Below are 25,094 nucleotides of genomic sequence, written 5' to 3' on the forward strand. Positions count from 1 at the left end.
GGATCGCCGCGACGGCGGCCGCGGTCAGTTGAGACGGGTGAGTCGGCCAGGCGCCAGCTTCCAGTCGCCAGTCGCCAGTCGCCAGTGGGCGCGGGTGCGCGGGACCGATCGGAGGGCGTGGGCGGTGACGGGGGACGGGGGACGGGGGACGGGGTTGAACCACGAAGGCGCGAAGGACGCGAAGGGGGATAAGCCGCCAGACGTCAGCTTCCAGTCGCCAGTGGGCGCGATCACCCGACGGCGGTGCGAACCCGCGCCGTCCGTGGTCTCACGCCGACATCACGCATCATTCAGTTCGCGTGCTTCGCGGCTTTGCGGTTCACCACCAGCCACCGCCCGCCGCCCACGCAACCCTGACGGTCCCGCACCCACTGGCGGCTGGTAGCTGGCGGCTGGTGTGATCGCTGGCGGCTCAGTTCAGTCTCGCGTCGCCGCCCCACCCCGCCCGAGCAGCTCGACGCCCTCGCCCGTCGCCGGCTCCGGCAGCCCCAGGCGATCGCGCACCACGCTCGCCTCGACACGCAGCCCGAGCGGGACCAGTGCGGCGAGGGCCTCGGAGAGGGCGCGGATGTCCTCCGGCTCCTTGGCGCGGATGACGATCGCGGGCGCGGCCTCGGGGTCGATCGGGCCGTGGTTGAGCGCGAGATAGGCGCCGACCAGATCGCGGTTGAGGGTGTCGGCCAGCTCCTCGGCGTCGGCGTCGCGGATGTCGTCGCGGACCTCGTCCTGTGCCTGCTGGCCGCCGAGCGCGCCGGGGGTGCCGTCGGCGCTCGCGGTCTGGCCGAGCACGGCCTTGCTGATCTGCTTGTCCGCCCACTCAGCGAGGCGCTCGAATACGATGTTGCCGCCAGACAGGCCAGCCGTAGCGCCGATCAGCTCGATCTGCATGCTGTCGGGGATTGCCGCGGCGGCATCGCTGCCGAGGTTGGCCACCGCGCCGACCAGGGTGGCGATGTCCTCCTCGGTGGCCGAGGGCCCCCACTTGCCGATCCGGATCGGCATGCCGTAGACCTCGGCGAAGGCCAGCCAGTCCTTGAGGGTGTAGGCCTTCGCCATGTAGGCCACCGCCGCCACCCGCGCCAGACCGCGCCCGAGCGCCGGGCCGCTCATCAGCTCGGGCTCGTGGATGAGATAGCGATAGGGCGGCAGCGGCAGACCGTCGAGCGGCGCGGTGTCGTCGCGCAGCCGCAGGGTGCGCCCGTCGTGGCGGTCGTAGCGAAACCAGCGCGGGTCGATCCACTCATACCCGCGCACCAGATCGCCGCTGGCCGGATCGCGGTGATCGCGCGGCACCCAGGGGGTGCGGCTGGTGTCCCAGCGCAGCTCGACCGCGGCAAAGCCCTTGCCGAGCCCGTCGAGCAGATGGGCGAGCATGGCGCGAAAGCCCGGGACGCGCACCAGGGCGCGGATCTCGTCGGCGAGCGCGACGTCGGTCGCGGCATCGCTGGCCGCCTCGACGGTGACCGGCAACCGGGTGACAGCGCGCTTACGGGTGCCGAGCACCGAGCGGTAGTGGGCATCGCGCTGCTCCATCTCCAGCGCCAGACGCAGGTAGGCGTCGGCCTCGCCCTCATCGACCTGGCGCAGCACCCGCGCGAGGCGCTCCGGGGTGAGGCCGGAGGCGATGCTCGCGGCGTCCCACAGGCGGCGCACGCCGGTGGTGGTCGGGGTGGCGTGCGGTCGCGACAGCGCCCGGCGCGCCGGGGTGCGGCGCAGCGGCGCGCCGTCGGCGCCGAGGATGGTCGGTTCGGCCATCAGATGATCCCTCCACGGCGGCCGCCGAGGCCGAGCCGTCCGGTGTTGACGCGTCGCTCAAGGGTGTCGCCCTCTCGGCGCGAACGCAGATGATCGCCAGCCCCCGGCGCCTCGGGGCGCACCGGCAGATAGCGATATTCGGTGATGCCCTCGGCCAGCGCCTGATAGGCCAGCGCGGCGGCATCGACGCCGTCGTCGTGCGCGCTCTCGGGGAAGGCGAGCAGCTCCTCGCGCAGCCACGCCGGCACGCCGCTCGGGTCGTGGCGCACCAGCCCTTGCTCGTAGCGGCTGAGCAGCGGCAGGAAGCGGGTCACCTTGTCGCGATCCGGGCGCACGCCGCGCACCGGCAGCGCGCTGTGGCGGGCCAGCTCCTGTACCACCGCCGCCTGATACTGCACCTGCTCGACGGCGATCAGCACCGGCCGCCAACGCGCCGCGGCGGTGCGGATGCGCTCGACCACGGCATGGAATCCGGCGCGGAAGCGCTCGGCCTCGCGCAGATGGATCAGCCCGGTCTCGGGGTCGCGGCTCATCGCGACGATCACCGTGTAGTCGGCGCCCTCGCGCTCGCTGATCGCGAGATCCACCCCGAGCACCACCGGCAGGCCCACTGGGGCCGCGCCCTCGCGCAGGTGCTCGGGCCGGACCAGCCCGGCGCCGAAGGTGACGAACTCGGCGAGCACCTCCTGGGCGTAGACCAGCGCGGGCATCTCCTCGCGCTTGGCCTCCATCCAACCGGGCGGCAAGTGGGGGTTGTCGAAGCTCGGCGCGTTGTGGCTGACCCAGGCCGGATCGCCGGGGTCGGCGCCGCGCTGATGCAGGGTGTGGAAGTAGTTCAGCCCGTTCGGTGTGGAGATGAACCAGGCGTCACCGTCGAGATCGGCAAGGGTGAACTCGATGGTCTTCTCCCAGGCCTCCTGGAGATGACGGGCGTGGGCCGCCTCGTCGATCACCACCCGCGCATAGTGACGCCCCCGGCCGCACTTCATCGGCGTCTCCAGGGTCCAGAAGTCGACCCGGCCACCGTTGACGAACTCGATCACCGGGCGCGGCTGCGAGGTCGCCTTGCGCACGACCGGCGCATAGGTGCGGGCGATCGACTGGAAGACCTCGCTGAAATAGGCATCGTTGGGCGCATACCAGGCGGTCGGCAGGCCGCGCCGCCCGTCGCCGCGCGCCCCGGCCAGGGCGCCGCCGGGTTGGTTGAGGATGACATCCTGCATCAGGTGCGTCTTGCCGAAGCGCCGCCCCATGCAGGCGACGGTACGCCCCCGGTGGGCGGCGAGGATCTCGCGCTGTCGAGGGTGCGGGGTGAAGGGCGGGAGGACGAGGCGGGTCATGCGTCGGGCTCGGCGCGGGGGTTGGCGATCACCAGGGTGGTCTCGGGCGGCGGGGTGTCGTGGAGCCCGAGATGGCGCCCGAGGGCGTCGAGCGCGGCCTGCTTGGAGGCGAGCTTGAGCTGCACCCCCTGCGGCCCCTGGCGCACCTCGACGATGGCGCGCCGGCGCGCGGCGTCGAGCGCGCGGCTGTCGCGCACCCGCACCCCATCGGCGTCCCAGTCGACGAACTCGACGAGATCGGCGAAGGCGATCAGCGCCAGCTCGCGCACCACCGCCTCGGCGCTCACCCCGGCGCGCGCGCCCCAGGCGGCGCGGAGCGCCGCGCCGAGCGCGGGGTCGCGCAACAGTCGCCGGGCGGTGGCCGCGGCGCGCGCCGGCGCATATCCGGCGCGCCGCGCGGCGGCCTCGGGGTCGAGATCGCGCAGGTACTCGCGCACGAAGCGCCCGCGCCGTCCGCCCGGCGCGCCGCCCTCAGCCGCCGCCACGGCCCACGCTCCACAGCAGCACGGCGAGGGTGCCGAGGGTACTGATGGTCGCCGTCATCGAGCCGACGAGCTGGCGACGGCGGTCGCGCGCCTCGTCGGTCATGTGCCGTTGCAGCGCGAGCTGGACCTGATGGACATCGCCCCGTGCGGCGCCGAGCTCGGCGCGCACGTCGTCGACCAGCTCGGTGAAGATCCGTACCGACTCGCGGGTGATGGCGTGCTCCTGAGCGAGCGCGGTCAGCGCGTCACGCAGCTCGCGCGCCTCGGCCTCGAGGCGCTCGACGCGCAACCGCAGCTCGCCGAGTTGGTGCGCCAGCGATGCGGTCACGGATACACCGCCCGATCCAGCTCGAAGTGCGGGCCGTCGCGAAATCGCGGCCAGTCGCCGCCCCAGCGGATCGCCACCCCCAACTCGACGGCAGCGGCCTTGAAGGCGGCGGCGATGCGCGGATAGAGCGGCCAGTCCCAGCGCACGCCGCCATCGACCCAGGCGGCGACATCGAGCGCGTGCCCGCTGAGGTGACGCGAGCGCAGGGTGCGCGAGGCCCCGGCGGCGACCAACGCGCGCTGCCGCGCCTCGGTGCGTCGCCCCTCGGTGACGACGAAGTCGACCTCGGTCAGCTCGAGCGCGCGGCGCGCCACCCGCACCAGTTCGTCATGGACACCGGCGAGGGCGCGCTCGGAGCGCTTGGAGAAGCGGAATCCGCTGGCCATCAGCGCAGCCGCAGCGGCACGCGTGCGCGCACCCGCCCCCAGATCGCCACGCCAGCACCGACCAGGCTGATGAGTTCGACCAGGGCGTCGGTGAGCGCCGCGCTGTCGAGCGTGATCCCGGCGGCGCTCGCCACCTGGGCGAGCACCACCACCAGGGCGCCGATCACGGCGCGCGAGCGCCACCACGGCTTGGCGGGGGTCGGTTGATCCATCCTCGGGCTCCACGCGTCTGTTCACATGCCCCCAGCATCGTCGCCCCACCCCGTCGGGGTCAGTGGAGACGGGTTAGCGGGCGTCCAGCTTCCAGTCGCCAGCCGTCAGTCGCCAGGCTTGAACCGCAAAGCCGCGAAGGACGCGAAGTGCATGATGTGCGATGTCGGCGTGAGGCCACAGACGGCGCAGGTCCGCACCGCCGTCGGGTGATCGCGCCCACTGGCGGCTGACCGCTGGCAACTGGCGGCTGATCGCTGGGCACGCTGCGCTTTGCCCAGCCTACGCTTGGCGGTGTTCTTCGCGCCCTTCGCGCCATTGCGGTTCACGACCCCACCCCCATCGTCGCCCGCGCCCACCCAGCGGTCCCGCGCCACCGCCAACAGCACACACCCACTGGCGGCTGACGGCTGGCCGCTGCCCCCCGGCTACCGCCGCCGATCGGCGCGTTCGCGGCCCTGGGCGCGGGCGATGATGCGGTAGACGTGCATCTCGTGGATGTCGTAGCAGGCGGCCAGAGCGCGGGCGCTGGCGACGGTGCCGTCGTGTTGTTCGACGATCATGCGGTCGCGGCGACGGCGCGCGATCGCCGCCTCGGAGTGGACGTAGAGCTGCGCGCCCCGGTAGCGCTCGAGCAACCCGATGGCGATCTGCTCGGCGGCGAGCAGCGCCTGCTCGCGCTCGAGCAGCGGCGCCAGGGTCTGTAGCGCCAGCCCTTCCAAGGTATCGGCCAGTTCCATCCAATGTACCCCCTGTCGTGTCATCCTCGTGTCTCCTCCGGCGCGGGTCGGGGCGCGTGGTTGCCCTCGCCTCGCCCCGCGCCCGTCATCAATCGGTCCAGCCCGGCGAGCGCCGCACGGCGGCGCGCGGCGATCTGCTCGGCGCGCGGTGCGGGCTGGGGTGGTGCGCGCCCGGCCGCGACGATCGCCGCGCGCAGCGTCGCCAGGCGTTGTCGGGTCTCGGCGTCGTCGGCGCACGCGGTGGCGGCCTCGGCGCGACCGCTGAGCAGCCCGGCGACGGCGGCGGCCGCGCCGCGCGGCGCGGGCGGCGGCAGGTGGACAGCGACGCGCGCGCGCTCGAGCAGGCCGCGCTGCACCGCCTGCTCGGCGACGCGGGCGCGCTCGTCGCGGTCCCAGCCGAGCGAGAGCCGCCAACAGGGCGCGCGCCCGGCCTGGCGGCGCGAGCGCACCACGCGCTCGTAGGCGGCCCGGAAGGCCAACCGCGCGCCGATCCGGTCGCCACCGGCGGCGACCACCCGGGCGGCCGTCATCGCCTCTTCGATCTCGTCGTTGGTGCACACCGTGCGCCGCTCGTCGAGCGCCTCGAGCGCCACCGCCCAGGCCTCGTCGGCATCGGGGCGCACCGTCTCTGGAGCGCGCGCGAGACAGCCGAGCACCGCCGCCGGGCTCGGCGGGTAGCGCCCCTGCTCGGGGTCCTGGGTATAACGCGAGAAGGCCGCGCGCACCGCGCCGAGCGGGTGATCCTCGAAGGCCGCCCACCACAGCGCGGCGGCCGCCGGGGTGAGCGAGCGGCCATAGAGTTCGAGCAGCCCCATCAGCAGCTCGCCGAAGGCGCCGCGCTCCTCAGCCCTCATGGTGACAGGCCCCATCGATCACCGCGCCGCCGGGCTCGGCCGCGCCCAGCCAGGTCTCCACCGCCGCGCGGTTGCGCGCGGCGAGCGCCGCGCCGCCGTTGCCACCGCGCCTGGCGCTCCCGGGCGGCGCCTCGCGCCGCACCCAGTTGCGCCAGGTCGCCAGCCAGTCGGCCTTGACCCCCTCGCGCCCCGGCTTGGCCACCCAGTAGTCGCGAAACTGCGCCCAGGTGTGCTCGGGGTCGAGGTCCGGGCGGGTCTGCTCGGCGAAGGCGCGCCACGCCGCCGGCAGCCGGGTGAGGGTCAGGCGCGCGCCGCGCGCGTTCGGGCGCGCCGCGCGCGACCGCTCCGGCTCCGGTTGCTGGTCCTGTTGCTGCTCCTGTTCCTGGTTGGCGCGGGGGTCGGGCGAACCCTTTGCCGAACCCTTTGCCGAACCCTTTGCCGAACCCTTTGCCGAACCCTTTGCCGAACCCTTTGCCGAACCCTTTGCCGAACCCTTGTCGAGCCCCGTCCCGTCGGCCGTCTCGGTGGCAAGCCGCGCGGCGCCGAGCAGGGTGTCGGCATAACGCCCGGCGTGGGCGCGGATGGCCGCGCGCAGCGCCGCGAGCAGCGTGGCCGTCGGCGGCACCTTGGCGATGAGCTTGAGCGCGGCCTTGGCCTGGTTGCCGTTGTCGATCGGGTTGTACTTGAGATAGTTCGGCAGCAGCAGCCAGCCGGTGACGGCGCAGCGGTGCACCAACCCCAGCCCCTCGAGTTCGGCAAAGGCGCGCTCGAGCGCTGCGTCGTCGAGACGCAGATCGTCGGCGACATAGCCGTTGGGCAGGCGGTAGCAGCCGAGCAGATTGGAGTGCGGGCTGCTGAGCAGGTAGACGGCGAGCAGCCGTGCCTCGACGCTCAGCGCGGTGATCTCGGGTTGCTCCCAGAAGCGGGTGTGGATGCGGCCGTAGTCCCTCATCGCCGCCCCCGGGCGGGCGCCGGCGGGTGATGGGGGCGGGGTCTGGTCGGTTGCGGGGTCATCGACGCCTCCCTGGCGATCGCTGGCGGGGTGGCGGCGGGGAACAGGTCGGGGCGTAGCTGGTGCAGCGACCAGCGCCCGCGCGCGGCGATGCGCACCGCGCTGCGCAGCGGCACCACCTCGCCCCACTGCGCCACCGCCTGTCTGCTGCAGCCGGCCTCGGCGGCCACCGCCGCCGGCGAGCCGAGCGCCGCGATGAGGGCTGTCTTGGTGATCATGGGGCGAAGTAAAGAGCGCTTTACACAAAAAGTCAACAAAGGTTGACCTTTCGTCAAGTAAGCTTGACGCCATGCACCAGACCATCGCCGACCGGGTCAAGGCCCTGCGCCACCGGCTGAACCTGACCCAACACGCCCTCGGCCAGCTCGCCGGGGTCTCGAAACAGGCCGTCTCGCAGTGGGAGCGCGCGCTCACCGAGCCCCACTGGGAGGCGCTGCTCGCGCTCCAGGCCAGCCGCGGCGTCAACCCGCGCTGGCTGCTCCACGGCGAGGGGCCGATGCTGCTCGGCGAGGGCGCCGAGCCGGCGACGGCGGGCGGCTGCGCCGGGCTGGTCCACCCGATCGTGGTGTGGGACGATCCGGCCGACCTGCCCGAGGGCCAGTACGTGCTGATCCCGCGCCGACGCGTCGCCCTCTCGGCGGGCAACGGCAACCTGGTGTTCGAGGAGGAGGAGGCGCCGCCGCTCGCGTTCACCTCCGACTGGGCGCGCCAGACCGGGGTGCGCCCCGGCAACGCCGTGGTGGTCTACGCCAAGGGCGACAGCATGGAGCCGGGGATCCGCGACGGCGACGTGCTGCTGGTCGATACCGACATCGAGTGCGACCGGGTGCGCGAGGGGCGGGTCTACGCCCTCCGCTACGGTCAGGAACTGCGGGTCAAGCGGCTGTTCCGACGCTACGACGGGGCGCTGATCCTGCGCTCGGACAACGCCGGGCGCTATCCCGACGAGATCATCCCGCCCGAGCACCAGAACGGCCAGGTGCATGTCATCGGTCGGGTGGTGTGGCGCGGCGGCGGGGTCTAGGGTTGGCGCACGCGCGGCGTCGCGGACAACGTCGACGCGTGCCGCTCGTCAAGTCTTGTTGACCGCAAAAGTAAAGCGAACTTTACTTGCTCCCATCCGCCGCCCCGCGCGGCCCGTCAGGGAGTCTCCGACGATGCTCGATACCCACACCGCCCCGCCGGTCGCGCTCGAGGCCGAGTACCGCCGCGACCTGCTCGAGACCGTCACCACCGAGGCCGCGCTGCGCGCGCGCTTCCCCCGCGCCACCGAGGTCGAGCACACGCACGAGGCGACGCTGCGCGTCTACGCCCTCGGCGCGGGTGTACTCGCCGCCGTCTGCACCGACTGCGACCGGGTCTTCGAGTACCTCCCCTGGCAGCGCGAGGGGACACGCTGCCCGGGCTGTCGCGCCCGGGCCGAGCGCGCGCTCGCCACCCTGCTCGACCAGCTCGCCACCCTCGCCCCCGCGCTCGACACCCTCACCGACCAGGACCTCGCGCGCCTCGGACGCCGCCTCGACACCACCCGCCATGCCCTCCACGACACCCTCGCGCGACGACCCGGTTAGCGTGCGCCGGGGGATTGGGGAGCGATAAGCCGACAGCCGGAAAGACTGAACCACGAAGGCGCGAAGGACGCGAAGGGGAATAAGCCGCCAGCAGCCAGCCGCCAGCGGGCGTGCACCGTTGGCGGCGGCGCCAACCCGCCGTCGATGGCCCCCATGCCGACGTCACGCATCCATGTCTTTGCGCGCTTCGCGGCTTTGCGGTTCAATCGCCCTGGCCGCTGGCCGCTGGCCGCTGGCCGCTGGCCGCTGGCCGCTGGGCACGCTGCGCTTTGCCCAGCCTACGCCTGGCGGTGTTCTTCGCGCCCTTCGCGCCATTGCGGTTCACGACCCGCACCCATCGCCACCCACGCCCTCCCAGCGGTCCCGCGCCACCGCCAACGGCGCACGCCCACTGGCGACTGGCGACTGGAAATCGCAGGCAATAAAAAAGGCCCTCCGCGAACGGAGGGCCTTTCTCGTATTTGGTGGGCCGTCTAGGATTCGAACCTAGGACCAATGGATTAAGAGTCCACTGCTCTACCAGCTGAGCTAACGGCCCGTTTTTCTAGAGCCGTTAAGCTTAAAGGACTTTTGCTGCCTTGTCAACTTACGTACTCTTTAATTTGGGGTGGACGATGGGGATCGAACCCACGACCACAGGAATCACAATCCTGCGCTCTACCAACTGAGCTACGTCCACCATAGCTACTTCGCATTCGTCGATATCGCCGATGCGATGAGCTGTGCATTATACCCAATCCTTGGAGAGATGCAAGCTCTTTTTTTCGCCAAGCCCGATCTTCGTTGCCGTGGCTTGCGATTGGCACGCCCGGCAGGATTCGAACCTGCGACCCACGGCTTAGAAGGCCGTTGCTCTATCCGACTGAGCTACGGGCGCTCGTGGCGGCGCAGCGGCGGGCAGGACATCTGTCCGTGCTCGCGACCTGGCGGCTGACCTTGGTCGGGGTAGAGGGATTCGAACCCCCGACATCCTGCTCCCAAAGCAGGCGCGCTACCAGACTGCGCTATACCCCGGTTTCGATCGAATCAGTTCGACCCGAAATCGAAGAGCGCTTAATTTACGCAGCCGCCTCCCCGCTGTCAAGCACCAATGATCGTCCGATTCGCCGACGACGGATTCCATCGCCACCGTCGCGCACGATATCATGCGCCATTGACCCCGTATCATTAGGAAGACCATGACCGCACAACTCCTCGACGGCAAGTCGATCGCCGCAGACATCCGCCAGCAGATCAAGACCCGGGTCGACGCCCTGCTCGCCGCCGGCCAGCGCGCCCCCGGCCTGGCGGTGGTGCTGGTCGGCGAGAACCCCGCCTCCCAGGTCTATGTCCGCAACAAGCGCAAGGCCTGCACCGAGGTCGGCTTCCGCTCCGAGCTGCACGAGCTGCCGGCCTCGACCACCCAGGACGAGTTGCTGGCGCTGATCGACCGGCTCAACGCCGATGCGACCATCGACGGCATCCTGGTACAGCTGCCGCTGCCCGAGCAGATCGACGAGGCGCTGGTGACCGAGCGCATCCTGCCGACCAAGGACGTCGACGGCTTCCATCCCTATAACGTCGGTCGCCTGGTGCTGCGCATGCCGCTGCTGCGTCCGTGCACGCCCAAGGGGGTGATGACCATGCTCGCGCGCACCGGCCAGTCGCTCGCCGGGCTCGACGCGGTGGTGATCGGCCAGTCGAACATCGTCGGTCGGCCGATGGCCCTGGAGCTGCTCGCCGCGCGCTGCACCGTGACCATCTGTCACAGCCGCACCAAGGACCTCGCCGAGAAGGTGCGCGGGGCCGATATCGTGGTCGCCGCCGTCGGTCGGCCGGGCTTCGTGCCGGGGGAGTGGATCAAGGCGGGGGCGACGGTGATCGATGTCGGCATCAACCGCACCGATGAGGGCAAGCTGGTCGGCGACGTCGACTTCGCCGGTTGCGCCGAGCGCGCCGCCTGGATCACCCCGGTGCCCGGCGGGGTCGGTCCGATGACCATCGCCAGCCTGCTCGAGAACACCCTCCAGGCCGCCGAGCTGCACGCCGCCGGCTGAGGCCGCGCGCCGGGCCGTCGCGCCCGGCGTCCGGCGCCCGTTCAGGATCCCTGTCACCATGATCGAAACCGCACTGCACTGGGTGGAGGTCCACCAGGCGCTGAGCGCCTGGGTCGCCGGCCTGTCCGTCGCCGTGTTCCTGCTCTCGCTGCTCTCGCTGCCCTTCCTGGTGGCGCTGATCCCGGTCGATTACTTCGCCGCCCCGGCGCACCGCCCCGACCGGCTGCGCCGTCATCACCCGCTGGTCCACGCCGTGCTGCGCCTGGTCAAGAACCTCAGCGGCGCGTTGCTGCTGCTCTGCGGCCTGCTGATGCTGGTGCTGCCGGGCCAGGGGTTGCTGACCATGCTGATGGGGCTGATCCTCCTCGACTTCCCCGGCAAGTATCGGCTCGAGCGCCGGCTCGCGGCCAACCCCCAGCTGCTCGGCGCGATCAACTGGCTGCGCCGCAGCCGGGGTCTGGCGCCGGTGCTGCCACCGGCCCCGGACGAACACGCCGGGCGCTGAGCCGCCCCGCCCCGCCCGGCACGGTCCCCGTTCCCGTCCGGGCACCCCCGATCCGCGCCCCATTCCGGGGCATGCCGCACGCGCGACGCCCCTCAGCGTACGGCGCGTTGTATACAAAACGACATAACGCTCCCTCGTCGAGCGCCGCGACGCCGCCTGTCGCTCACCCAAAAACTCCTACCAGACAATGCGATAGCACCTCATCGACCGCCGATGCCCGATGGTTGGCACCGATCCTGCTTCAAGCCCCTCGCACGACGACCGCAGCCGAGGGGTGGCCACGTCTAGCGTTATATAACAACGAATATAGCGACCCTCCCCGGCCCTGATCCCCGGGCGCCCCGGCGCCCCGACCGGAGGAACGACAGTGAACGCGTGGACGCAACGCCTCTCCCTGGGCGGACTGCTGGGCCTCGGCCTCGGCGTCCAGGCCACCCCCGCCGAGCAGGTCTACACCCTGGGCACCATCACGGTGAGCGCACCGACCCCGGCGCTCGGCGCGCTCGACAGCGGCCAGGTCGCCTCGGTGCTGACCAGCGAGACCCTGCGCCGCTTCGACCGCGACACCCTCGGCGAGGCCCTCGACCTGCTCTCGGGGGTGAGCGTCACCACCAACAGCCGCAACGAGCAGACCCTCGACCTGCGCGGCTTCGACGCCCGTCAGGTGCCGATCTTCATCGACGGCATCCCGGTCTCCGTCCCCTATGACGGCTATCTCGATCTCGGCCGTTTCACCACCACCGATCTCTCGGCAATCCAGGTCGCCAAGGGCTTCAGCGCCATGGCCTATGGCGCCAACACCCTCGGCGGCGCCATCAACCTGGTCTCGCGCCGCCCCGAGCGGGCGCTCGAGGGCGATCTCTCCGTCGGTCTCGCCGCCGACCACACCCGTACCGGCACGCTCAACCTCGGCACCAACCAGGGCCAGTGGTACCTGCAGTTCGGCGCGAGTTGGCGCGACAGCGACGGCTTCCCGCTCTCCGACGACTTCCAGCCGACCGCCACCGAGGACGGCGGACGACGCGACAACTCGGATCAGCGCGACGCGCACCTCTCGCTCAAGCTCGGCTGGACACCCCGGGGCGACGACGAGTACGCCATCAGCTACTACCGCCAGCACGCCACCAAGGGACAACCGCCGTCGACCGACGCGCGCTCGGCGCGCTACTGGCGCTGGCCCTATTGGGACAAGGAGGGGGTCTACTTCCTCTCGCGCACCGCGCTCGGCGAGCACGAGCGACTGCGCCTGCGCTTCTATCTCGACGACTACGACAACGCCGTCGACGCCTACACCGACGCCAGCTACACCACCCGCAAGACCTCCGGGCGCGGCAGCCTCGGCCCGAGCGGGCGCAGCATCTACGACGACCGGGTGTTCGGCGGCAGCATCACCCTCGAGAGCACCCGTCTCGACCACCACCAATTGCAACTGGCGCTGCACCACAAGCACCAGCGCCACCACGCCGACGACACCATCGAGCGCACCGAGGCCTTCGAGGACGCGCTGAACTCGATCAGCCTCGAGGACAGCATCACCCTCGGCCCACGGCTGCGTCTCGCCCTCGGCCTCGCCCACCACCGCATGCGCCCGCTGCGCGTCGACAAGATCAGCGACCCGGTCGCGCTGCCCGACGCGCAATCGGCCACCGACGCCCAGGCCGGGCTGTTCTGGTCGCTCGACGCCGACGGCGACGACCTGCTCTATGCCACCGTGGCGCGCAAGAGCCGCTTCCCTACGCTCAAGGACCGCTATTCGCTGCGCCTCGACACCGCCATCCCCAACCCCGACCTGCGCACCGAGCACGCCCTCAACTACGAACTCGGCTATCGCGGCAGCCCGCGCCCGGGGCTCGAACTCGAGGCGGCGCTGTTCGCCAGCAGCATCACCGACCTGATCCAGCGCGTCGACGACGTCGAGCCCGACCGCTACCAGATGCAGAACGTCGGCGAGGTCCAGGTGTTCGGGATGGAGTTCGGCGCCAACGCCGACCTCGGCGCGCGCTGGCAGCTCGGCGCCCACCTCACCCTGATCGACCGCGACAACCGCAGCGACCCCGACCAGCGCCTCACCGGGGTGCCCTCGCACAAGCTCACCGCCCACGCCCGCTTCATCCCCGCCGAGCGCTGGGAGACGCTGCTCTATCTGCGTCACGAAGGCGCGCGCTGGAGCTCCGACAGCGAGCGCCTCGACGCCTTCACCAGCCTCGACCTCAAGCTCGCCATGCACCCCGCCAGCGCGGTGACGCTCGCCGCCGGGGTGCGCAACCTCGCCGACAGCAACTACGCGCCGAGCGCCGGCTACCCCGCCGCCGGGCGCACCTGGTTCGTCGAGGCCAACTACCGATTCTGACCCCAACGCCCACGGAGGACTCCCCCATGCGCCCATCACCCCGTCTCATCGCCCTGCTGCTCGCCCTCGCCGCCGCCCCGGCGCAGGCCGTCAACCCATTCGTCTCGCACCGTCTGGCGATCGACGGCGCGGTCGAGCAGCCACAGCAGCTCACCGTCGCCGACCTCGCCAAGCTGCCGCTGCACCGCATCGAGCGGGTGCCGGTGATCTGCCACACCGGCGCGCACATCGCCGACAAGCACCACCTCGAGGGGGTGCTGCTGCGCGACCTGGTCGCGCGCGCCCACCCCAAGGTCGACACCCCGCGCGGGCTGCGCACCCTCGCCGTCACCGCCGGGGCCAGCGACGGCTATCAGGTGGTGTTCTCCTGGGGCGAGCTGTTCAACACCCCGATCGGCGAGCAGGTGCTGGTGTACTTCCGACACGACGGCCAACCGCTCGACGACACCGAGGGGCGCATCGCGCTGATCTCCAGCGCCGACCAGCAGACCGGCGCACGCCACGTGCGCTGGCTCGACCACATCGAGGTGCGCCAGTTGGCGCGCTGAGGCGACGGAGACCCACCATGCCATCGCTCGATACCCTCGCGCGCCTCGCCGCGCACACCGGCGGCCTGCTCTACCCGCTGGCGCTGCTGCTCACCCTCACCCTGGCGGTGAGCCTGGAGCGCGGCTGGGCGTTGCGCAGCCTCGATCGGCGCGGCGAGCGCCTCGCCCGCGCCCTCGCCGGGCTCGACGCGGCCGATCGCGGCGGGCTCGCCGGGCTGCTCGAGGCCCGCCCCCACGCCGTCCACGCCGCGCTGCTGCGCTGCGCGCTGACGCCGCCGGAGACGGCGGCGCCAGCCGGCGCCCTCGCCGCCCGGCTCGACGAGCACATCCTCGCCATCCAGCCACAGCTCGATCGGCGCCTGTGGGTGCTCGACACCGCCGTCACCCTGGCCCCCCTGCTCGGTCTGCTCGGCACCATCGTCGGCATGTTCCACGCCTTCGCCGCGCTCGGCGGCGAGGCCAGCGGGCGCGCCCAGGCGGTCACCGGCGGGGTCGCCGAGGCGCTGGTCGCCACCGCCGCCGGGCTGCTGATCGCGGTGCTCGGACTGGTCGCCTTCAACGCCCTCGGCGAGCGCGCGCGCCGCGCCGGGCACCAGCTCGAGGTCATCAAGGTGATGCTGGTCAACCGCTTCGCCGGCGCCGCGTGCGGCGCGGGGGCGGGCTGATGGCCTATCCTCCCCGCCGGCGCGCGCGCATCGAGGTGGTGGCGATGATCGACATCATCTTCTTCCTGCTCGCCTTCTTCATCCTCGCCACCCTCGAGACCCTCCCCGCGCGCGGGCTCGACGGCCAGCTCCCGGCGAGCGCCAGCGCCACCCGCCTCGACCCCGCCGACGTGGTGATCGTGCTCGCCCGCAACGGCGCGATCAGCGTCGCCGGCGCGCCGCTCGACCACCAGCGGCTCACCGCGCTGCTCCGCGACAAGGGCCCGCGGACCCAGGTGACCATCACCGGCGCCGGCGCCGCCGCGCTCGCCGACCTGGTGGCGGTGATGGACGCCTGTCGCGCCGCCGGGATCACCGCCATCGCCCTGGCCACCCGCGAGGTCGGGGCATGACTCCCCCCGCGCCGCGCTTGCCCGAGATGCCCTGGTGGCTCGCCGGCACCCTCGCCCTGGTCCTCCAGGGCGCGCTGCTCGCGCTCGCCGCCGGGCGGGTACCGATGGCCGAGGGCGGCGAACGCGCCGCGGACACCCCGCTACGCCTGCGCCTCGCCGCCGCGCCCGCGCCGACGGCGGACGCGCGGCCCGAGCCGCCCCAGGCCGCGGCGCCGCAGCCGCAATCCGAGCCCGAGCCGGAACCGGAACCGGAACCGGAACCGAACACCGCCCCCGCGCCGCGCGCCGCGCCGCAACCACAACCCGACACCCAACCCACGCCGCGCCCGGCACCGACGCCGAAGCCGGAGCCGGAACCGGAACCGAAATCGCCGCCGAGACCGACGTCGCCACCCAAGCCCGAGCCGACCCCGAGCGCCCGATCGGCGCCCGCCGAGACCCCCGCGCCGTCACGGCCACGCCACGCCGCGCCCCCGGCGACGCGCGACGCCGCGCCGGCGCGCGAGACGGGCGCCGGGCGCGCCGCGGGTGGCCGGGCGACACAGACCACCCCGGATCAGCCGGTGGCCTATCTGCACACCCCCAGACCGGCCTACCCGGCGCGCGCGCGAAGGCTCGGCCAGCACGGCGAGGTGACGCTTGAGGTCCTGGTCGGGCGCGACGGTCGCGCCGAGGAGATCCGCCTCGCCCACTCCTCCGGGGTCGAGAGCCTCGACCGCGCCGCCCGCGAGACGGTCGCGCACTGGCGCTTCCGCCCGGCGCGGGTCGACGGCGCCGCGCGGGCGAGCTGGGTGCGCATCCCGGTCCGCTTCACCCTGAACCACTGAGAGGCGAGGAGATCCCGATGCACCACATGCCACGCTTCACCCTGTTGCTGGTCGCCCTGATCACCACCCAGACGCACGCCGCGCCCGCACCGACGGTGCCGGTCGCCGTGGTCGGCGGGCTGGTGATGTGCGGGGTGTGGCCGGCGCTGGCCGAACGGGCCGAGCGGGCCACCGGGCTGGCGATCGCCACCGTCGCCGCCGCACCCAAGGACCAGGTGGTGCCGCGCTTTGCCAGCGGCGAGGCCGACCTGCTGCTGATCCACGGCGGCGAGGCGGCCTTCGACCTGGTCGCGCGCGGGCTGGCCGCGCCGCTCACCACCTGGGCGCACAACCGCTACGTCATCCTCGGCCCCGAGGCCGATCCGGCGGGGGTGCGCGAGGCGCCCGACGGCATCGAGGCGCTGCGCCGCATCGCCCGCGCCGACGCGCCGATGATCGGCTACCGCGACCCCGGCAGCTATCTCGTCGCCGCGCGGCTGTGGCGCGCCGGCGGACTGCGCCCCGGGGTGCGCCAGCAACTCCCGAGCGGCGCCGAGACGCGCCACGGCGCGCTGATCGACGCCGGCGCGCGCGGCGCCTATGTGATCGCCGGCGAGATCCCGGTGGCCTTCGGCCGTCTCCCCCACCCCGGGCTCGCCGTGCTGCTCGACGACGATCCGCAGATGCGCCGGCACTTCGTCCTCGCCCTCCCCGGCCCGGCCCACCCCGCCGATGACGCGCGGCGCGCGCGCGCCCGCCGGCTCGCCGACTACCTGCTCGGCGCCGAGGGCCAGGCGGCGCTGCGCGCGGCCAACCGCGACGGCCCCTGGATCCACCCCAACCCGACATCGCCCCACTGAGGCGCGCACACCATGGACGAGACCCCAAGAATGCGAACCCTCGGATGCTGCCTCGCCCCGCTGTGCTGGCCGCTCGCCGCCGGCGCCGAGCCCGCCCAACCGCTACCCGCGATCGAGATCAGCGCGACCCGGATCGCATCGGACGCGGGCGACTACGCCACCACCGAGCTCGACGGCGCCACCCTGGAGGCGCGCGGCGGCGCCGCCCAGGTCAATCCCTACCGCGCGCTCGACCTCACCCCCTCGGTCAACCGCGCCGAGGCCGACCCCAACGCGCTCAGCACCGAGCAACAAACGCTGCGACTGCGCGCCATCGCCGCCTCCACCGCCACCGGGCTGGCGGTGACGATCGAGGGCACCCCCTCCTCGACCAGCGCCGGGCGCGGCGGCGTCGGCAACCTCTACGACCTGGAGAACCTCGAACGACTCACCCTGTGGCGCGGCCCGCAACCGGCCGGGGTCGGCCTCGGGGTCGGCAACCTCGCCGGCAGCCTGGCGCTGGGGCTGCGCGCGCCGCGCCAGCAGCCGGGGGTGATGGCGCGGGTGGCACGCGCCGATCACGACTTCCACCGACTGTTCGCGCGGCTCGACAGCGGCACCATCGGCGCCGCCGCGAGCCGGCTGTTCCTCTCCGCCTCCAGCGCCGCCGGCGAGCAGTGGCGCGGCCCCGGCGGGCAGAGCCGCGACACCCTCAACCTCGGCTGGGCGCAACCGCTCGGCGCCGACCTGTCGCTCAGCCTCTACGGCGCCCACAACCGCTTCCACAGCGACGCCTATCGCCCGCTGACCCATGCCGAGAGCCAGGACCTCGAGCGCTACGGCACGCTCGGCTACCACGCCACGCTCACCGGCTCGGCGCGCGAGGACGCCAACTATTACGCCTACAACACCCAGCACTACACCGAGGACAACCTGCTCGCCACCCTGAGCTGGCAGCTCGGACCACGCGCCCGCCTGCAACTGCGCCCCTACTGGCTGGAGACCCGGGGCGAGCGGCTCACCGGCAAGCGCACCGGCATCACTCGCGTCGAGGTCGACCAGCGCCAGTATGGCGCCGTCGCCGAGCTGCAGCTCGAACTCGACGCTGCCACCCTGACCCTCGGTCACTGGAGCCAGCGCCTCAGCTCGATGCCGCCGCCGCTGAGCCAGCGCCTCTACACCGTCGATGCCGAGGGCGCGCTGCGCTTCTCGCGCTGGGGCATCCTCGCCGAGCAGGGCGAGCGCGCCTACGAGAGCCCCTTTGCCATGATCGAGGGCGAGCGGCGCGGCTGGCGCTACACCCTGGGGACGCGCTATCTGCGCCTGCGCCTGCCGGCGATCACCGGTTACGACGCCAGCGCCCTGCCCGATCTCGACCACGGCGCGGCGCTCGACCTCGACCCGCCGGTCGACCCGGCGCTCGGCACCGCGCCCGTCACCCTCGCGGCCTGGCTGCCGAGCCTCAGTCTGAGCCGTGAACTCACCCCGGGGCTGGAGGCCCGGCTCGCCCTCGGACGCACCATCGGCAACCCCTGGCTCGGCCCGCTCTACAGCGGCTACATGAACGCGCGCGAGCGGTTCGAGGCCGCCGGGATCGACCTCCAGTCGCTGTGGCAGCGGCTGCGCTTCGAGCGCGCCGAGACCATCGAGGCCGGGCTGCGCTGGCGCCACGGCAACCTCACCCTGGCGCCGACGCTCTACTGGGGCCGGCTGCGCGACAAGCAGGTGATGGCCTACGACCCGGCGCTCGATCTCAGCTATCTCCAGGGCGGGGTGCGCGCCCACACCCAGGGCGCCGAGCTCGAGGCGCACTGGCGCGCCGACGCGCACTGGAACCTGGTGGCCAGCCTGTCGTGGAACCGCAGCCGTCTCGACACCGACATCCGCACCGCCGCCGACAGCCTGCTCGCCACCCGGGGCAACCAGGTCCCGGACGCCCCCGAGTGGCTCGCCAGCCTCGCCCTGGAGTACCGCCACGGTCCCTGGACCCTGACCCCGGTGGTGCGTCACGTCGGACGACGCTACGGCGACGCGGCCAATACCGAGCCGGTCGACGCCCACACCCTGTTCGATCTCGGCCTCGGCTACCGCCACCGCGCCATGAGCCTCTCGCTGGCCGTCGACAACCTCTTCGACACCCGCTATGTCGCCGTCATCGACGCCGGGCGCGACGACGCCCAGCCCGGCACCATCGGCTACTACCCGGGTGCGCCGCGCACCCTCTCGCTCACCCTGACGATGCAACTCTGACCCCGTGGACAAGGAGACTCCATCATGCCCCTGCTCATCGCCCTGCTGATGCTCTGCTGCGCCCTGCCGGCGCACGCGGCCACCGACGACGACGGTCTGCTGATCGCCGCCGGGGCCGGCTACAAGCGCCCGCTGCTCGCGCTCTACCAGGCCTTCGAGCGCGACAGCGGCATCGGCGTCGAGGCCGCCTTCGGCAACATGCGCCAGGTGCTCGCCCAGACCCGCGCCAGCGCGCGCGTGGCGCTGGTCGTCGGCGAGCGGCGCTTCCTCGCCGAGAGCGGGCTGTTCGCCCGCACCCAGCCCTTCGGTCGCGGCCGGCTGGTGCTGGTGCGCACCGCCGCGCTGGCCGGTCGACCGCTCACCGACCCGGCCTTCCGCCGCATCGCCCTGCCCGATCCGGCGCGGGCGATCTATGGCCGCGCCGCGCTCCAGTCACTCGAACACGACGGGCTGCGCAAGCCGCTCGCCGAGCGCCTGACCGTGCTCGCCACCGTCCCCCAGGTCGCCGCGCACCTGCGCGCCGGCAGCGTCGAGGCCGGCTTCATCAATGCCACCGAGGCGCGCGCGCTCGACCCCGAGCGGCTGGTGGTCGAGACCATCGACCCGAGCCACTACGCGCCGCTCGAGATCGTCATCGGCGTGCCCACGCACCGCGCCCCCGGAGCAGCGGCAGAGCGCTTCCTCGACTTCGTCGCCACCCCCGCCGCCCGCGACCTGCTCGCCGGATACGGGCTGTGAGGCCCGGTCACCACCGGGGCGCGCGCCTCGCCCCAAGGATCTTTGCCATGACCGACTCGACCAGGATGCGCGCGCTCGCGCTGGGCGCCGCGCTGCTTGCCCCCGGACTCGCCCCCGGACTCGCCCAGGCGGCCAACTGGCTGCTTCTCCAGGGCAGCGAACCCGAGCAGGGGACGCGCGCGCTGCGTCCCTGGGGCTTCGCCCAGCTCGCCTATCAACGGGGCGAGGACACCCCGATCCCGGTCGGCGGCTGGACCGGCCAGGGGATGGCGGCCAACCGCCTGGGGCCGGACAAGCGCGCCGCCGAACGCTGGCAGTTGCACCGGCTGCGCCTCGGCGTGCGCGGGCGGGTGCCGGGCGGCGCGCCGCTCGATTATCTGGTCGCGGTGGAGGCCGGCGACAACGGCGCGACCCGCGAGGGCGACGAACTGCAGCTGATCGACGCCAGCCTCAGCTATCGCATCGACCCGGCGCTGCGTCTGCGTCTCGGCCAGTTCAAGCCGCCGGGCAGCGAGGAGGCGCTGCGCCCGGCCCCGCGCCAGCCCTATTTCGCCGTCTCGACCGCGGTCGATCAGTTGCTCAACGAGACCTTTCTCGACCACGACGGCAGCGACCCGCTCGATGCCAACACGCCGCGCGGCCCGCGCTCGCTCTATCACGACATCGGCGCGCAGCTCTTCGGCGTGCTCCCCGGCGGCGGGCCCTGGGCGCACAGCTACGCGCTGATGCTCGGCAACGGCAACGGCGTCGCGCGACTCGACGACGACAGCCACAAGGATCTCTATCTCTACTGGTCGAGCGAGCACGTCGAGGGCGGGCGCGGCGCCGCGCGCCAGGGCACCAAGCTGTTCGGCTGGTGGCAGCAGGGACGGCGCGAGCTCGACGGCGCCGACCCCGGCAGCCACCTGCGCACCCGCGCCGGCGCCGGGGTCATCCACCAGGCGGCGCGCTGGCGGCTGAGCGGCGAGTACCTCGTCGGGCGCGGCATGATCCTCGCCGGCAGCGACGGCGGCGCGGTGCCCGGCAGTTGGAACAACGCCGCCACCCGCATCGCCGGGCGCAACCTGTTGCCCGAGGGCGAGGCCGAGGGTTGGTATCTCGAGGGCGGCTGGCGGCTGGCCCCGCGCACCTGGCTCGATCTGCGCTACGACCGTTACGACCGCGGCACCGAGTCGGCCGCCGACCATCGTCGCTTCACCACCTGGACGCTGGGATTGCGCTACCGCATCGACCGTCACTGGCAGGTGATGGCCAACTATCAGTGGCGCGAGGCCGAGGCCCCGGGGCTCGATGCGCGGGCCGACGCCAACCGGCTGCTCGCCGCGCTCGACGACCGGCTCGCGCTGCAGCTCCAGTTCGTCTACTGACGGGATCGGGGGATCATCGATGTCCGCGCTGCTCGCCTGCTCGCCCGACGCCCTGCTGCTGAGCCTGCGGGTGGTGGCGGTGACCCTGGCGCTGTTGCTCGTCGCCGGGGTCGGGCTGGGCTATCTGCTCAGCCTGTCGTTCCCGCTGCGCTGGCTGCTCGATGCGCTGGTGTCGCTGCCGCTGGTGTTCCCGCCGATCGCCATCGGCTTCTTCCTGCTGATGCTGTTCGGGCGCCACGGCGTGCTCGGCGCACCGCTCCACGCGCAGCTCGGCTGGGAGCTGGTGTTCTCCTTCCCGGCGCTGGTGCTCGCCGCCTTCATCGCCGGGCTGCCGCTGGTGGTCAAGCCGGTGCAGTCGGCGATCGAGGGCAGCGCGCGGGTGCTGGTCGAGGCCTCCTACACCCTCGGCAAGGGGCGCCTGGAGACGCTGTGGCGGGTGGTGATCCCGGCGGTGCGCCCGAGCCTCGCGGCGGGGCTGACGCTCGGCGCCGGGCGCGCCTTCGGCGAGGTCGGCATCACCCTGATGCTCGGCGGCAACCTCATCGGCTCGACCGAGACGCTGTCGCTGGCGATCTACAACCATGTGCTCGACGGCGACTTCACCTGCGCCACCCGGCTCTCGCTGCTGCTCGGGGGGATCTCGCTGGTGTTGTTCCTGCTCCTGCGCCGACTCGGACGACTGTGATGACCGAACTCTCCGCCCATCTCGCCTTCCGTCGCCCCGGCTTCGACCTGCGCCTGCGTCTGGCGCTGCCCGGCGCCGGGATCACCGCGCTGCTCGGCCCCTCGGGCGGCGGCAAGAGCACCCTGCTGCGGCTGCTCGCCGGGCTCGAGCGCCCGCGCGCCGGGCACATCCGTCACCGCCAGCGGCTGTGGTACGCGCGCGCCGCCGGCATCGACCTGGCGCCGCGCCGGCGCGACCTCGGCTTCATGTTCCAGGACCACGCCCTGTTCCCCCACCTCAGCGTCGCCGAGAACATCGGCTACGGGCTCGCGCGCGCGCCCGATCGCGCCGCGCGGGTGACGCGCTGGATCGAGCGGGTCGGACTCGGCGGGCTGGCGCAGCGACGCCCCGGGCAGCTCTCCGGCGGTCAGCGCCAGCGCGTCGCCCTCGCGCGCGCGCTCGCCCCGGCGCCGGCGCTGCTGCTGCTCGACGAGCCCTTCTCGGCGCTCGACGCCAGTCTGCGCCAGTCGCTGCGGCTGCTGTTGCAGGAGCTGATCGCCGAGACCGCCACCTGCGCCCTGCTGGTCAGCCACGACCTGGAGGACGCGCGCCAGTGCGCCGACCGGGTCGGGGTGATGATCGGCGGGCGGCTGCGCCGGCTCGACGAGGCCGAGGCGGTGTTCGCCGCACCGGGCGATGCCGAGGTCGCGCGGGTGCTCGGCTGGCCCAACACCCTGGCGGTGACGCGCTGGGAGGGGCGCGCGGCCTGCGGCCCCTGGGGCCGGGTCGAGTTGGCGCGCGCACCCCGCCGCGAGGACAGCGTGGTCGCGCTGCTGCCCGACGGCCCGCGCCCCGGCGCCCGCGCCGGGCTCGCCGTCGAGATCGCACGGGTGATCGACATGGGCCCCTATCGCGCGCTGAGCTGTCGCCTGCCCGACCGCACGGCGCTGCGCATCCACCTGCCGCGCGCCCTGCCCTGTCCGGCGCGCGGCGAGCGCACCCTGCTCGACGTCCCCCCGGGCTGCGCCATCGCGCTCCCGGCGGGGACGGCTAAAACCATCCAATCCACGAGGTATTGACCATGATCCGACCCCAACCCCTGGCGCTCGACGACCACCGCCTGCAGCAGCTGCTCGCCGAGGACGTGCCCTACGGCGACCTCACCACCGAGGCGCTGGAGATCGACGCCCGCCCCGGCCAGATCCGCCTGTTCGCCCGCGACCCCATGGTGGTGTGCGGGATCGAGGAGGCGGCGCGGATGTTCGAGCTGTGCGGCGCGCGCGCCACCCTCCACGCCGCCTCCGGTCAACAGGCCGCGCCCGAGACCCTGCTGCTCGAGGCCAGCGCCGAGGCAGGCATCCTGCACCGCGCGTGGAAGAGCGCGCAGACCCTGGTCGAGTGGTGCTCGGGGGTGGCCAGCCGCGCCGCCGAGATCCAGCAAGCGGCGCGCCGCGGCCACCCCGAGGCGCTGGTCGCACTCACCCGCAAGAACGTCCCCGGCACCCGCCGCCTGGCGGTCAAGGCGGCGCGCGCCGCCGGCGCGGCGATGCATCGCACCGGGCTCTCCGAGACCCTGCTGGTGTTCGCCGAGCACCGTCTGTTCCTCGACGAGGAGCCCGCCGCGGCGATCGCGCGACTGCGCCGCCGCTGCCCGGAGAAGCGGGTGGTGGTCGAGGTCGAGGACGGCGCCGAGGCGCTCGTCTGGGCCGCGGCCGATGTCATCCAGCTGGAGAAGTTCAGCCCCGCGGCGGTCGCCGAGACGGTCGCCGCGCTCGCCGCCGCGGGCTCGACGGCACTGGTCGCCGCCGCCGGCGGGGTCAACGCCGCCAACGCCGAGGACTATGCGCGCGCCGGGGCGCGGCTGCTGGTGACCAGCGCGCCGCATCTGGCGCCGCCGCGCGACGTTCAGGTCCGCTTCGCGCGCGGGGTCTGACCCCCGGGGCGCGCATCGCTCAACACCAGCGGGAGGACTCGCCATGCGGGCATCATCCACCATCGAGCTCGACCACCCCGATCACCCCTGTCTCGCGCCCTGGCGGGCGCTGCTCGGGCACCACTGGCGCGCGCGCCTGATCGCGCCGCGCCGGTTGCGGATCTATCGCGAGTACGAGGTGACGGCGCGGCGCATCATCGGCAACGATGCCGCCGGCGCGCCCTGTCTCTGCGTCTGCGACTACCGCCGCTTCGAGCCGCGCTCGGACGACGGCGAGACCTTCTACGCCGCGCTGGTCCACGCCGAGTCGCACCTGGCCTGGCGGCTCGACGACGGGCGCTGGCTGTCGCTGCGGCGGATCGCGCCCCAGGGCGAGGACGGCGCGCTGCTCGAACAGCGCGCGCTGCGAGCCGAGATGCCGCGCTGAACACACCCGCGGCGGCGCTGGCAAGGACATCGGTCGTTGCGTCCAAGGCCCCGTTCTGGGCGCTCCCGGCGCCCGCCGAGACGGCTGGTCAGGGCCCGACGCGGGTTGGTATAACTAGCCCGGAGCCGACCGGCGCAACCGGCTCAGGGACACGTATGCGCCCGCGTCGCGCACCGCCGTCGGGCGGCGACGCGCGCCCCCGAGCCCCGGCCAGCTCCCGACCCTGTCGTCACCACGACAGACCCAGCATCCCGATCGCGAGGTAACAACCCTTGGCCCAACCGCGTTACACCTTCACCCAACGCCTGCTGCACTGGCTGGTCGCCCTGCTGGTGCTCGGCCTGCTCTGCTCCGGCACCCTGTTCTGGGCGCTCGGCTACGAGGGCATCGCCAATCTCTTCGGCGAGGACTTCGCCGCCACCCTGGTGACCATCCACAAGAGCGTCGGCGCCACCGTGCTGCTGCTGACCCTGCTGCGTCTGGTGCTGCGTCGCCGCTCGCCGGCCCCGGCCTACGAGCCGCCGCTCGGCAAGGGTGAGCAGTTCGTCGGCGGCGCGCTGCACGTGCTGCTCTATCTCGGTCTGCTCGCCATCACCATCGGCGGCGCCGTCGCCGTGGTCAGCGCCGGCTACCCGCTGGAGTTCTTCGGTCTCAGCATCGAGCTGCCGCTGGCCGAGAACCCGGAGCTTGCCAAGACGCTGTTTTTCTATCACGGGCTGGGCGCGCTGGCGATCTTCGTGCTGGTGCTGATCCACACCGCCGCCGGGCTCAAGCACTGGCGGTTGAAGGACGGGGTGATGACCCGCATCAGCCTGCCCTGAGGCAACGGGCGCCCGGGGCAGCCCGGGCGCGCGGCGGGGCGCGACGCCCCGCCCTCACCCCTCACCCCTCAC

Annotated in this window: 28 protein-coding genes and 4 tRNA genes; 18 read left to right on the top strand and 14 right to left on the bottom strand. The window is 73.0% G+C overall.

Going from position 1 to position 25,094, the window contains the following annotated elements; genetic code table 11:
- Nucleotides 1-417: 417 nt before the first annotated feature.
- The 10 genes from EDC29_RS07970 to EDC29_RS08015 all read right to left on the bottom strand — a co-directional run bounded on the left by EDC29_RS07970 (nucleotide 418) and on the right by EDC29_RS08015 (nucleotide 7,328).
- Nucleotides 418-1,755, bottom strand: a complete 1,338-nt coding sequence (locus EDC29_RS07970) for a phage portal protein family protein (RefSeq protein WP_132229313.1) — start codon at nucleotides 1,753-1,755, stop codon at nucleotides 418-420.
- A complete protein-coding gene (gene terL, locus EDC29_RS07975; RefSeq protein WP_132229315.1) occupies nucleotides 1,755-3,095 on the bottom strand; it encodes a phage terminase large subunit in 1,341 nt (446 codons plus the stop codon). Before terL ends, EDC29_RS07970 begins: the two co-directional genes overlap by 1 nt.
- On the bottom strand, nucleotides 3,092-3,580 hold the full coding sequence (locus EDC29_RS07980) for a terminase small subunit (protein WP_132229317.1): 489 nt from the start codon (nucleotides 3,578-3,580) through the stop codon (nucleotides 3,092-3,094). Before EDC29_RS07980 ends, terL begins: the two co-directional genes overlap by 4 nt.
- Nucleotides 3,567-3,908, bottom strand: a complete 342-nt coding sequence (locus tag EDC29_RS07985; protein ID WP_132229319.1) for a hypothetical protein — start codon at nucleotides 3,906-3,908, stop codon at nucleotides 3,567-3,569. Before EDC29_RS07985 ends, EDC29_RS07980 begins: the two co-directional genes overlap by 14 nt.
- A complete protein-coding gene (locus tag EDC29_RS07990; protein ID WP_132229321.1) occupies nucleotides 3,905-4,294 on the bottom strand; it encodes a M15 family metallopeptidase in 390 nt (129 codons plus the stop codon). Before EDC29_RS07990 ends, EDC29_RS07985 begins: the two co-directional genes overlap by 4 nt.
- Nucleotides 4,294-4,506, bottom strand: a complete 213-nt coding sequence (locus tag EDC29_RS07995; RefSeq protein WP_132229323.1) for a hypothetical protein — start codon at nucleotides 4,504-4,506, stop codon at nucleotides 4,294-4,296. The genes EDC29_RS07990 and EDC29_RS07995 overlap by 1 nt, the downstream gene beginning before the upstream one ends.
- 426 nt (nucleotides 4,507-4,932) lie before the next feature.
- Nucleotides 4,933-5,244, bottom strand: coding sequence for a Mor transcription activator family protein (locus EDC29_RS08000; RefSeq protein WP_062276259.1), 312 nt, complete (start codon nucleotides 5,242-5,244; stop codon nucleotides 4,933-4,935).
- A 20-nt stretch (nucleotides 5,245-5,264) separates the two neighbouring features.
- Nucleotides 5,265-6,098: a hypothetical protein gene (locus EDC29_RS08005; RefSeq protein ID WP_132229325.1), complete on the bottom strand. Its 834-nt coding sequence runs from the start codon at nucleotides 6,096-6,098 to the stop codon at nucleotides 5,265-5,267.
- The gene (locus tag EDC29_RS08010; RefSeq protein WP_132229327.1) at nucleotides 6,088-7,050 is read right to left on the bottom strand and encodes a hypothetical protein; all 963 of its coding nucleotides are present in this window, start codon (nucleotides 7,048-7,050) and stop codon (nucleotides 6,088-6,090) included. The genes EDC29_RS08005 and EDC29_RS08010 overlap by 11 nt, the downstream gene beginning before the upstream one ends.
- Nucleotides 7,047-7,328, bottom strand: coding sequence for a Cro/CI family transcriptional regulator (locus EDC29_RS08015; RefSeq protein WP_132229329.1), 282 nt, complete (start codon nucleotides 7,326-7,328; stop codon nucleotides 7,047-7,049). Before EDC29_RS08015 ends, EDC29_RS08010 begins: the two co-directional genes overlap by 4 nt.
- A gap of 71 nt (nucleotides 7,329-7,399) precedes the next feature.
- Here EDC29_RS08015 and EDC29_RS08020 point away from each other — a divergent pair, with 71 nt between their 5' ends.
- Nucleotides 7,400-8,134: an XRE family transcriptional regulator gene (locus EDC29_RS08020; protein ID WP_062276268.1), complete on the top strand. Its 735-nt coding sequence runs from the start codon at nucleotides 7,400-7,402 to the stop codon at nucleotides 8,132-8,134.
- A gap of 133 nt (nucleotides 8,135-8,267) precedes the next feature.
- Nucleotides 8,268-8,681 (top strand): FmdB family zinc ribbon protein, encoded by a 414-nt coding sequence (locus EDC29_RS08025; protein WP_132229331.1) that lies wholly within the window; start codon nucleotides 8,268-8,270, stop codon nucleotides 8,679-8,681.
- Between the two features lie 462 nt (nucleotides 8,682-9,143).
- On the opposite strand, the gene EDC29_RS08030 is transcribed toward EDC29_RS08025, so the two are convergent.
- The 4 genes from EDC29_RS08030 to EDC29_RS08045 form a co-directional block, all read right to left on the bottom strand.
- Nucleotides 9,144-9,219 (bottom strand) — tRNA-Lys (locus EDC29_RS08030).
- Nucleotides 9,220-9,284: 65 nt separating this feature from the next.
- Nucleotides 9,285-9,360: transfer RNA gene (locus EDC29_RS08035), tRNA-His, on the bottom strand.
- 121 nt (nucleotides 9,361-9,481) lie between these two features.
- Nucleotides 9,482-9,558 (bottom strand) — tRNA-Arg (locus tag EDC29_RS08040).
- A gap of 60 nt (nucleotides 9,559-9,618) precedes the next feature.
- Nucleotides 9,619-9,695: transfer RNA gene (locus EDC29_RS08045), tRNA-Pro, on the bottom strand.
- A gap of 164 nt (nucleotides 9,696-9,859) precedes the next feature.
- Here EDC29_RS08045 and folD point away from each other — a divergent pair.
- The 16 genes from folD (at nucleotide 9,860) to EDC29_RS08125 (ending at nucleotide 25,022) form a co-directional block, all read left to right on the top strand.
- A complete protein-coding gene (folD, locus tag EDC29_RS08050) occupies nucleotides 9,860-10,717 on the top strand; it encodes a bifunctional methylenetetrahydrofolate dehydrogenase/methenyltetrahydrofolate cyclohydrolase FolD (protein WP_132229333.1) in 858 nt (285 codons plus the stop codon).
- A 58-nt stretch (nucleotides 10,718-10,775) separates the two neighbouring features.
- Nucleotides 10,776-11,222 (top strand): PGPGW domain-containing protein, encoded by a 447-nt coding sequence (locus tag EDC29_RS08055; RefSeq protein WP_123143380.1) that lies wholly within the window; start codon nucleotides 10,776-10,778, stop codon nucleotides 11,220-11,222.
- A gap of 367 nt (nucleotides 11,223-11,589) precedes the next feature.
- Nucleotides 11,590-13,572, top strand: a complete 1,983-nt coding sequence (locus EDC29_RS08060) for a TonB-dependent receptor plug domain-containing protein (RefSeq protein WP_132229335.1) — start codon at nucleotides 11,590-11,592, stop codon at nucleotides 13,570-13,572.
- Between the two features lie 26 nt (nucleotides 13,573-13,598).
- On the top strand, nucleotides 13,599-14,120 hold the full coding sequence (locus EDC29_RS08065; protein WP_123141489.1) for a molybdopterin-dependent oxidoreductase: 522 nt from the start codon (nucleotides 13,599-13,601) through the stop codon (nucleotides 14,118-14,120).
- Nucleotides 14,121-14,137: 17 nt separating this feature from the next.
- Nucleotides 14,138-14,785 carry a MotA/TolQ/ExbB proton channel family protein gene (locus EDC29_RS08070; protein WP_123143382.1) on the top strand — a complete coding sequence of 216 codons (648 nt, stop codon included), beginning with the start codon at nucleotides 14,138-14,140 and terminating at the stop codon, nucleotides 14,783-14,785.
- Nucleotides 14,785-15,177, top strand: a complete 393-nt coding sequence (locus EDC29_RS08075) for an ExbD/TolR family protein (RefSeq protein ID WP_132229337.1) — start codon at nucleotides 14,785-14,787, stop codon at nucleotides 15,175-15,177. Before EDC29_RS08070 ends, EDC29_RS08075 begins: the two co-directional genes overlap by 1 nt.
- On the top strand, nucleotides 15,174-16,004 hold the full coding sequence (locus tag EDC29_RS08080) for an energy transducer TonB (RefSeq protein ID WP_132229339.1): 831 nt from the start codon (nucleotides 15,174-15,176) through the stop codon (nucleotides 16,002-16,004). The genes EDC29_RS08075 and EDC29_RS08080 overlap by 4 nt, the downstream gene beginning before the upstream one ends.
- A 17-nt stretch (nucleotides 16,005-16,021) precedes the next feature.
- A complete protein-coding gene (locus EDC29_RS08085; RefSeq protein WP_207906548.1) occupies nucleotides 16,022-16,843 on the top strand; it encodes a substrate-binding domain-containing protein in 822 nt (273 codons plus the stop codon).
- A gap of 30 nt (nucleotides 16,844-16,873) precedes the next feature.
- Nucleotides 16,874-19,072, top strand: coding sequence for a TonB-dependent receptor (locus EDC29_RS08090; protein WP_132229341.1), 2,199 nt, complete (start codon nucleotides 16,874-16,876; stop codon nucleotides 19,070-19,072).
- A gap of 24 nt (nucleotides 19,073-19,096) precedes the next feature.
- Nucleotides 19,097-19,810: a molybdate ABC transporter substrate-binding protein gene (gene modA, locus EDC29_RS08095; RefSeq protein ID WP_132229343.1), complete on the top strand. Its 714-nt coding sequence runs from the start codon at nucleotides 19,097-19,099 to the stop codon at nucleotides 19,808-19,810.
- 47 nt (nucleotides 19,811-19,857) lie between these two features.
- The gene (locus EDC29_RS08100) at nucleotides 19,858-21,177 is read left to right on the top strand and encodes a porin (protein ID WP_132229345.1); all 1,320 of its coding nucleotides are present in this window, start codon (nucleotides 19,858-19,860) and stop codon (nucleotides 21,175-21,177) included.
- Nucleotides 21,178-21,196: 19 nt separating this feature from the next.
- Nucleotides 21,197-21,862: a molybdate ABC transporter permease subunit gene (locus EDC29_RS08105; RefSeq protein ID WP_123141743.1), complete on the top strand. Its 666-nt coding sequence runs from the start codon at nucleotides 21,197-21,199 to the stop codon at nucleotides 21,860-21,862.
- Nucleotides 21,862-22,920: a sulfate/molybdate ABC transporter ATP-binding protein gene (locus EDC29_RS08110; protein ID WP_123143293.1), complete on the top strand. Its 1,059-nt coding sequence runs from the start codon at nucleotides 21,862-21,864 to the stop codon at nucleotides 22,918-22,920. Before EDC29_RS08105 ends, EDC29_RS08110 begins: the two co-directional genes overlap by 1 nt.
- A 2-nt stretch (nucleotides 22,921-22,922) precedes the next feature.
- Nucleotides 22,923-23,774, top strand: coding sequence for a ModD protein (gene modD, locus EDC29_RS08115; RefSeq protein ID WP_132229347.1), 852 nt, complete (start codon nucleotides 22,923-22,925; stop codon nucleotides 23,772-23,774).
- A 43-nt stretch (nucleotides 23,775-23,817) separates the two neighbouring features.
- Nucleotides 23,818-24,201 carry a hypothetical protein gene (locus EDC29_RS08120; RefSeq protein WP_123141740.1) on the top strand — a complete coding sequence of 128 codons (384 nt, stop codon included), beginning with the start codon at nucleotides 23,818-23,820 and terminating at the stop codon, nucleotides 24,199-24,201.
- Nucleotides 24,202-24,473: 272 nt separating this feature from the next.
- Nucleotides 24,474-25,022, top strand: coding sequence for a cytochrome b (locus tag EDC29_RS08125; RefSeq protein WP_123141739.1), 549 nt, complete (start codon nucleotides 24,474-24,476; stop codon nucleotides 25,020-25,022).
- The last annotated feature ends 72 nt before the right edge of the window (nucleotides 25,023-25,094 follow it).

Origin of the sequence: Marichromatium gracile, from assembly GCF_004343155.1 — a bacterium.
Classification (GTDB): Bacteria; Pseudomonadota; Gammaproteobacteria; order Chromatiales; family Chromatiaceae; genus Marichromatium; species Marichromatium gracile.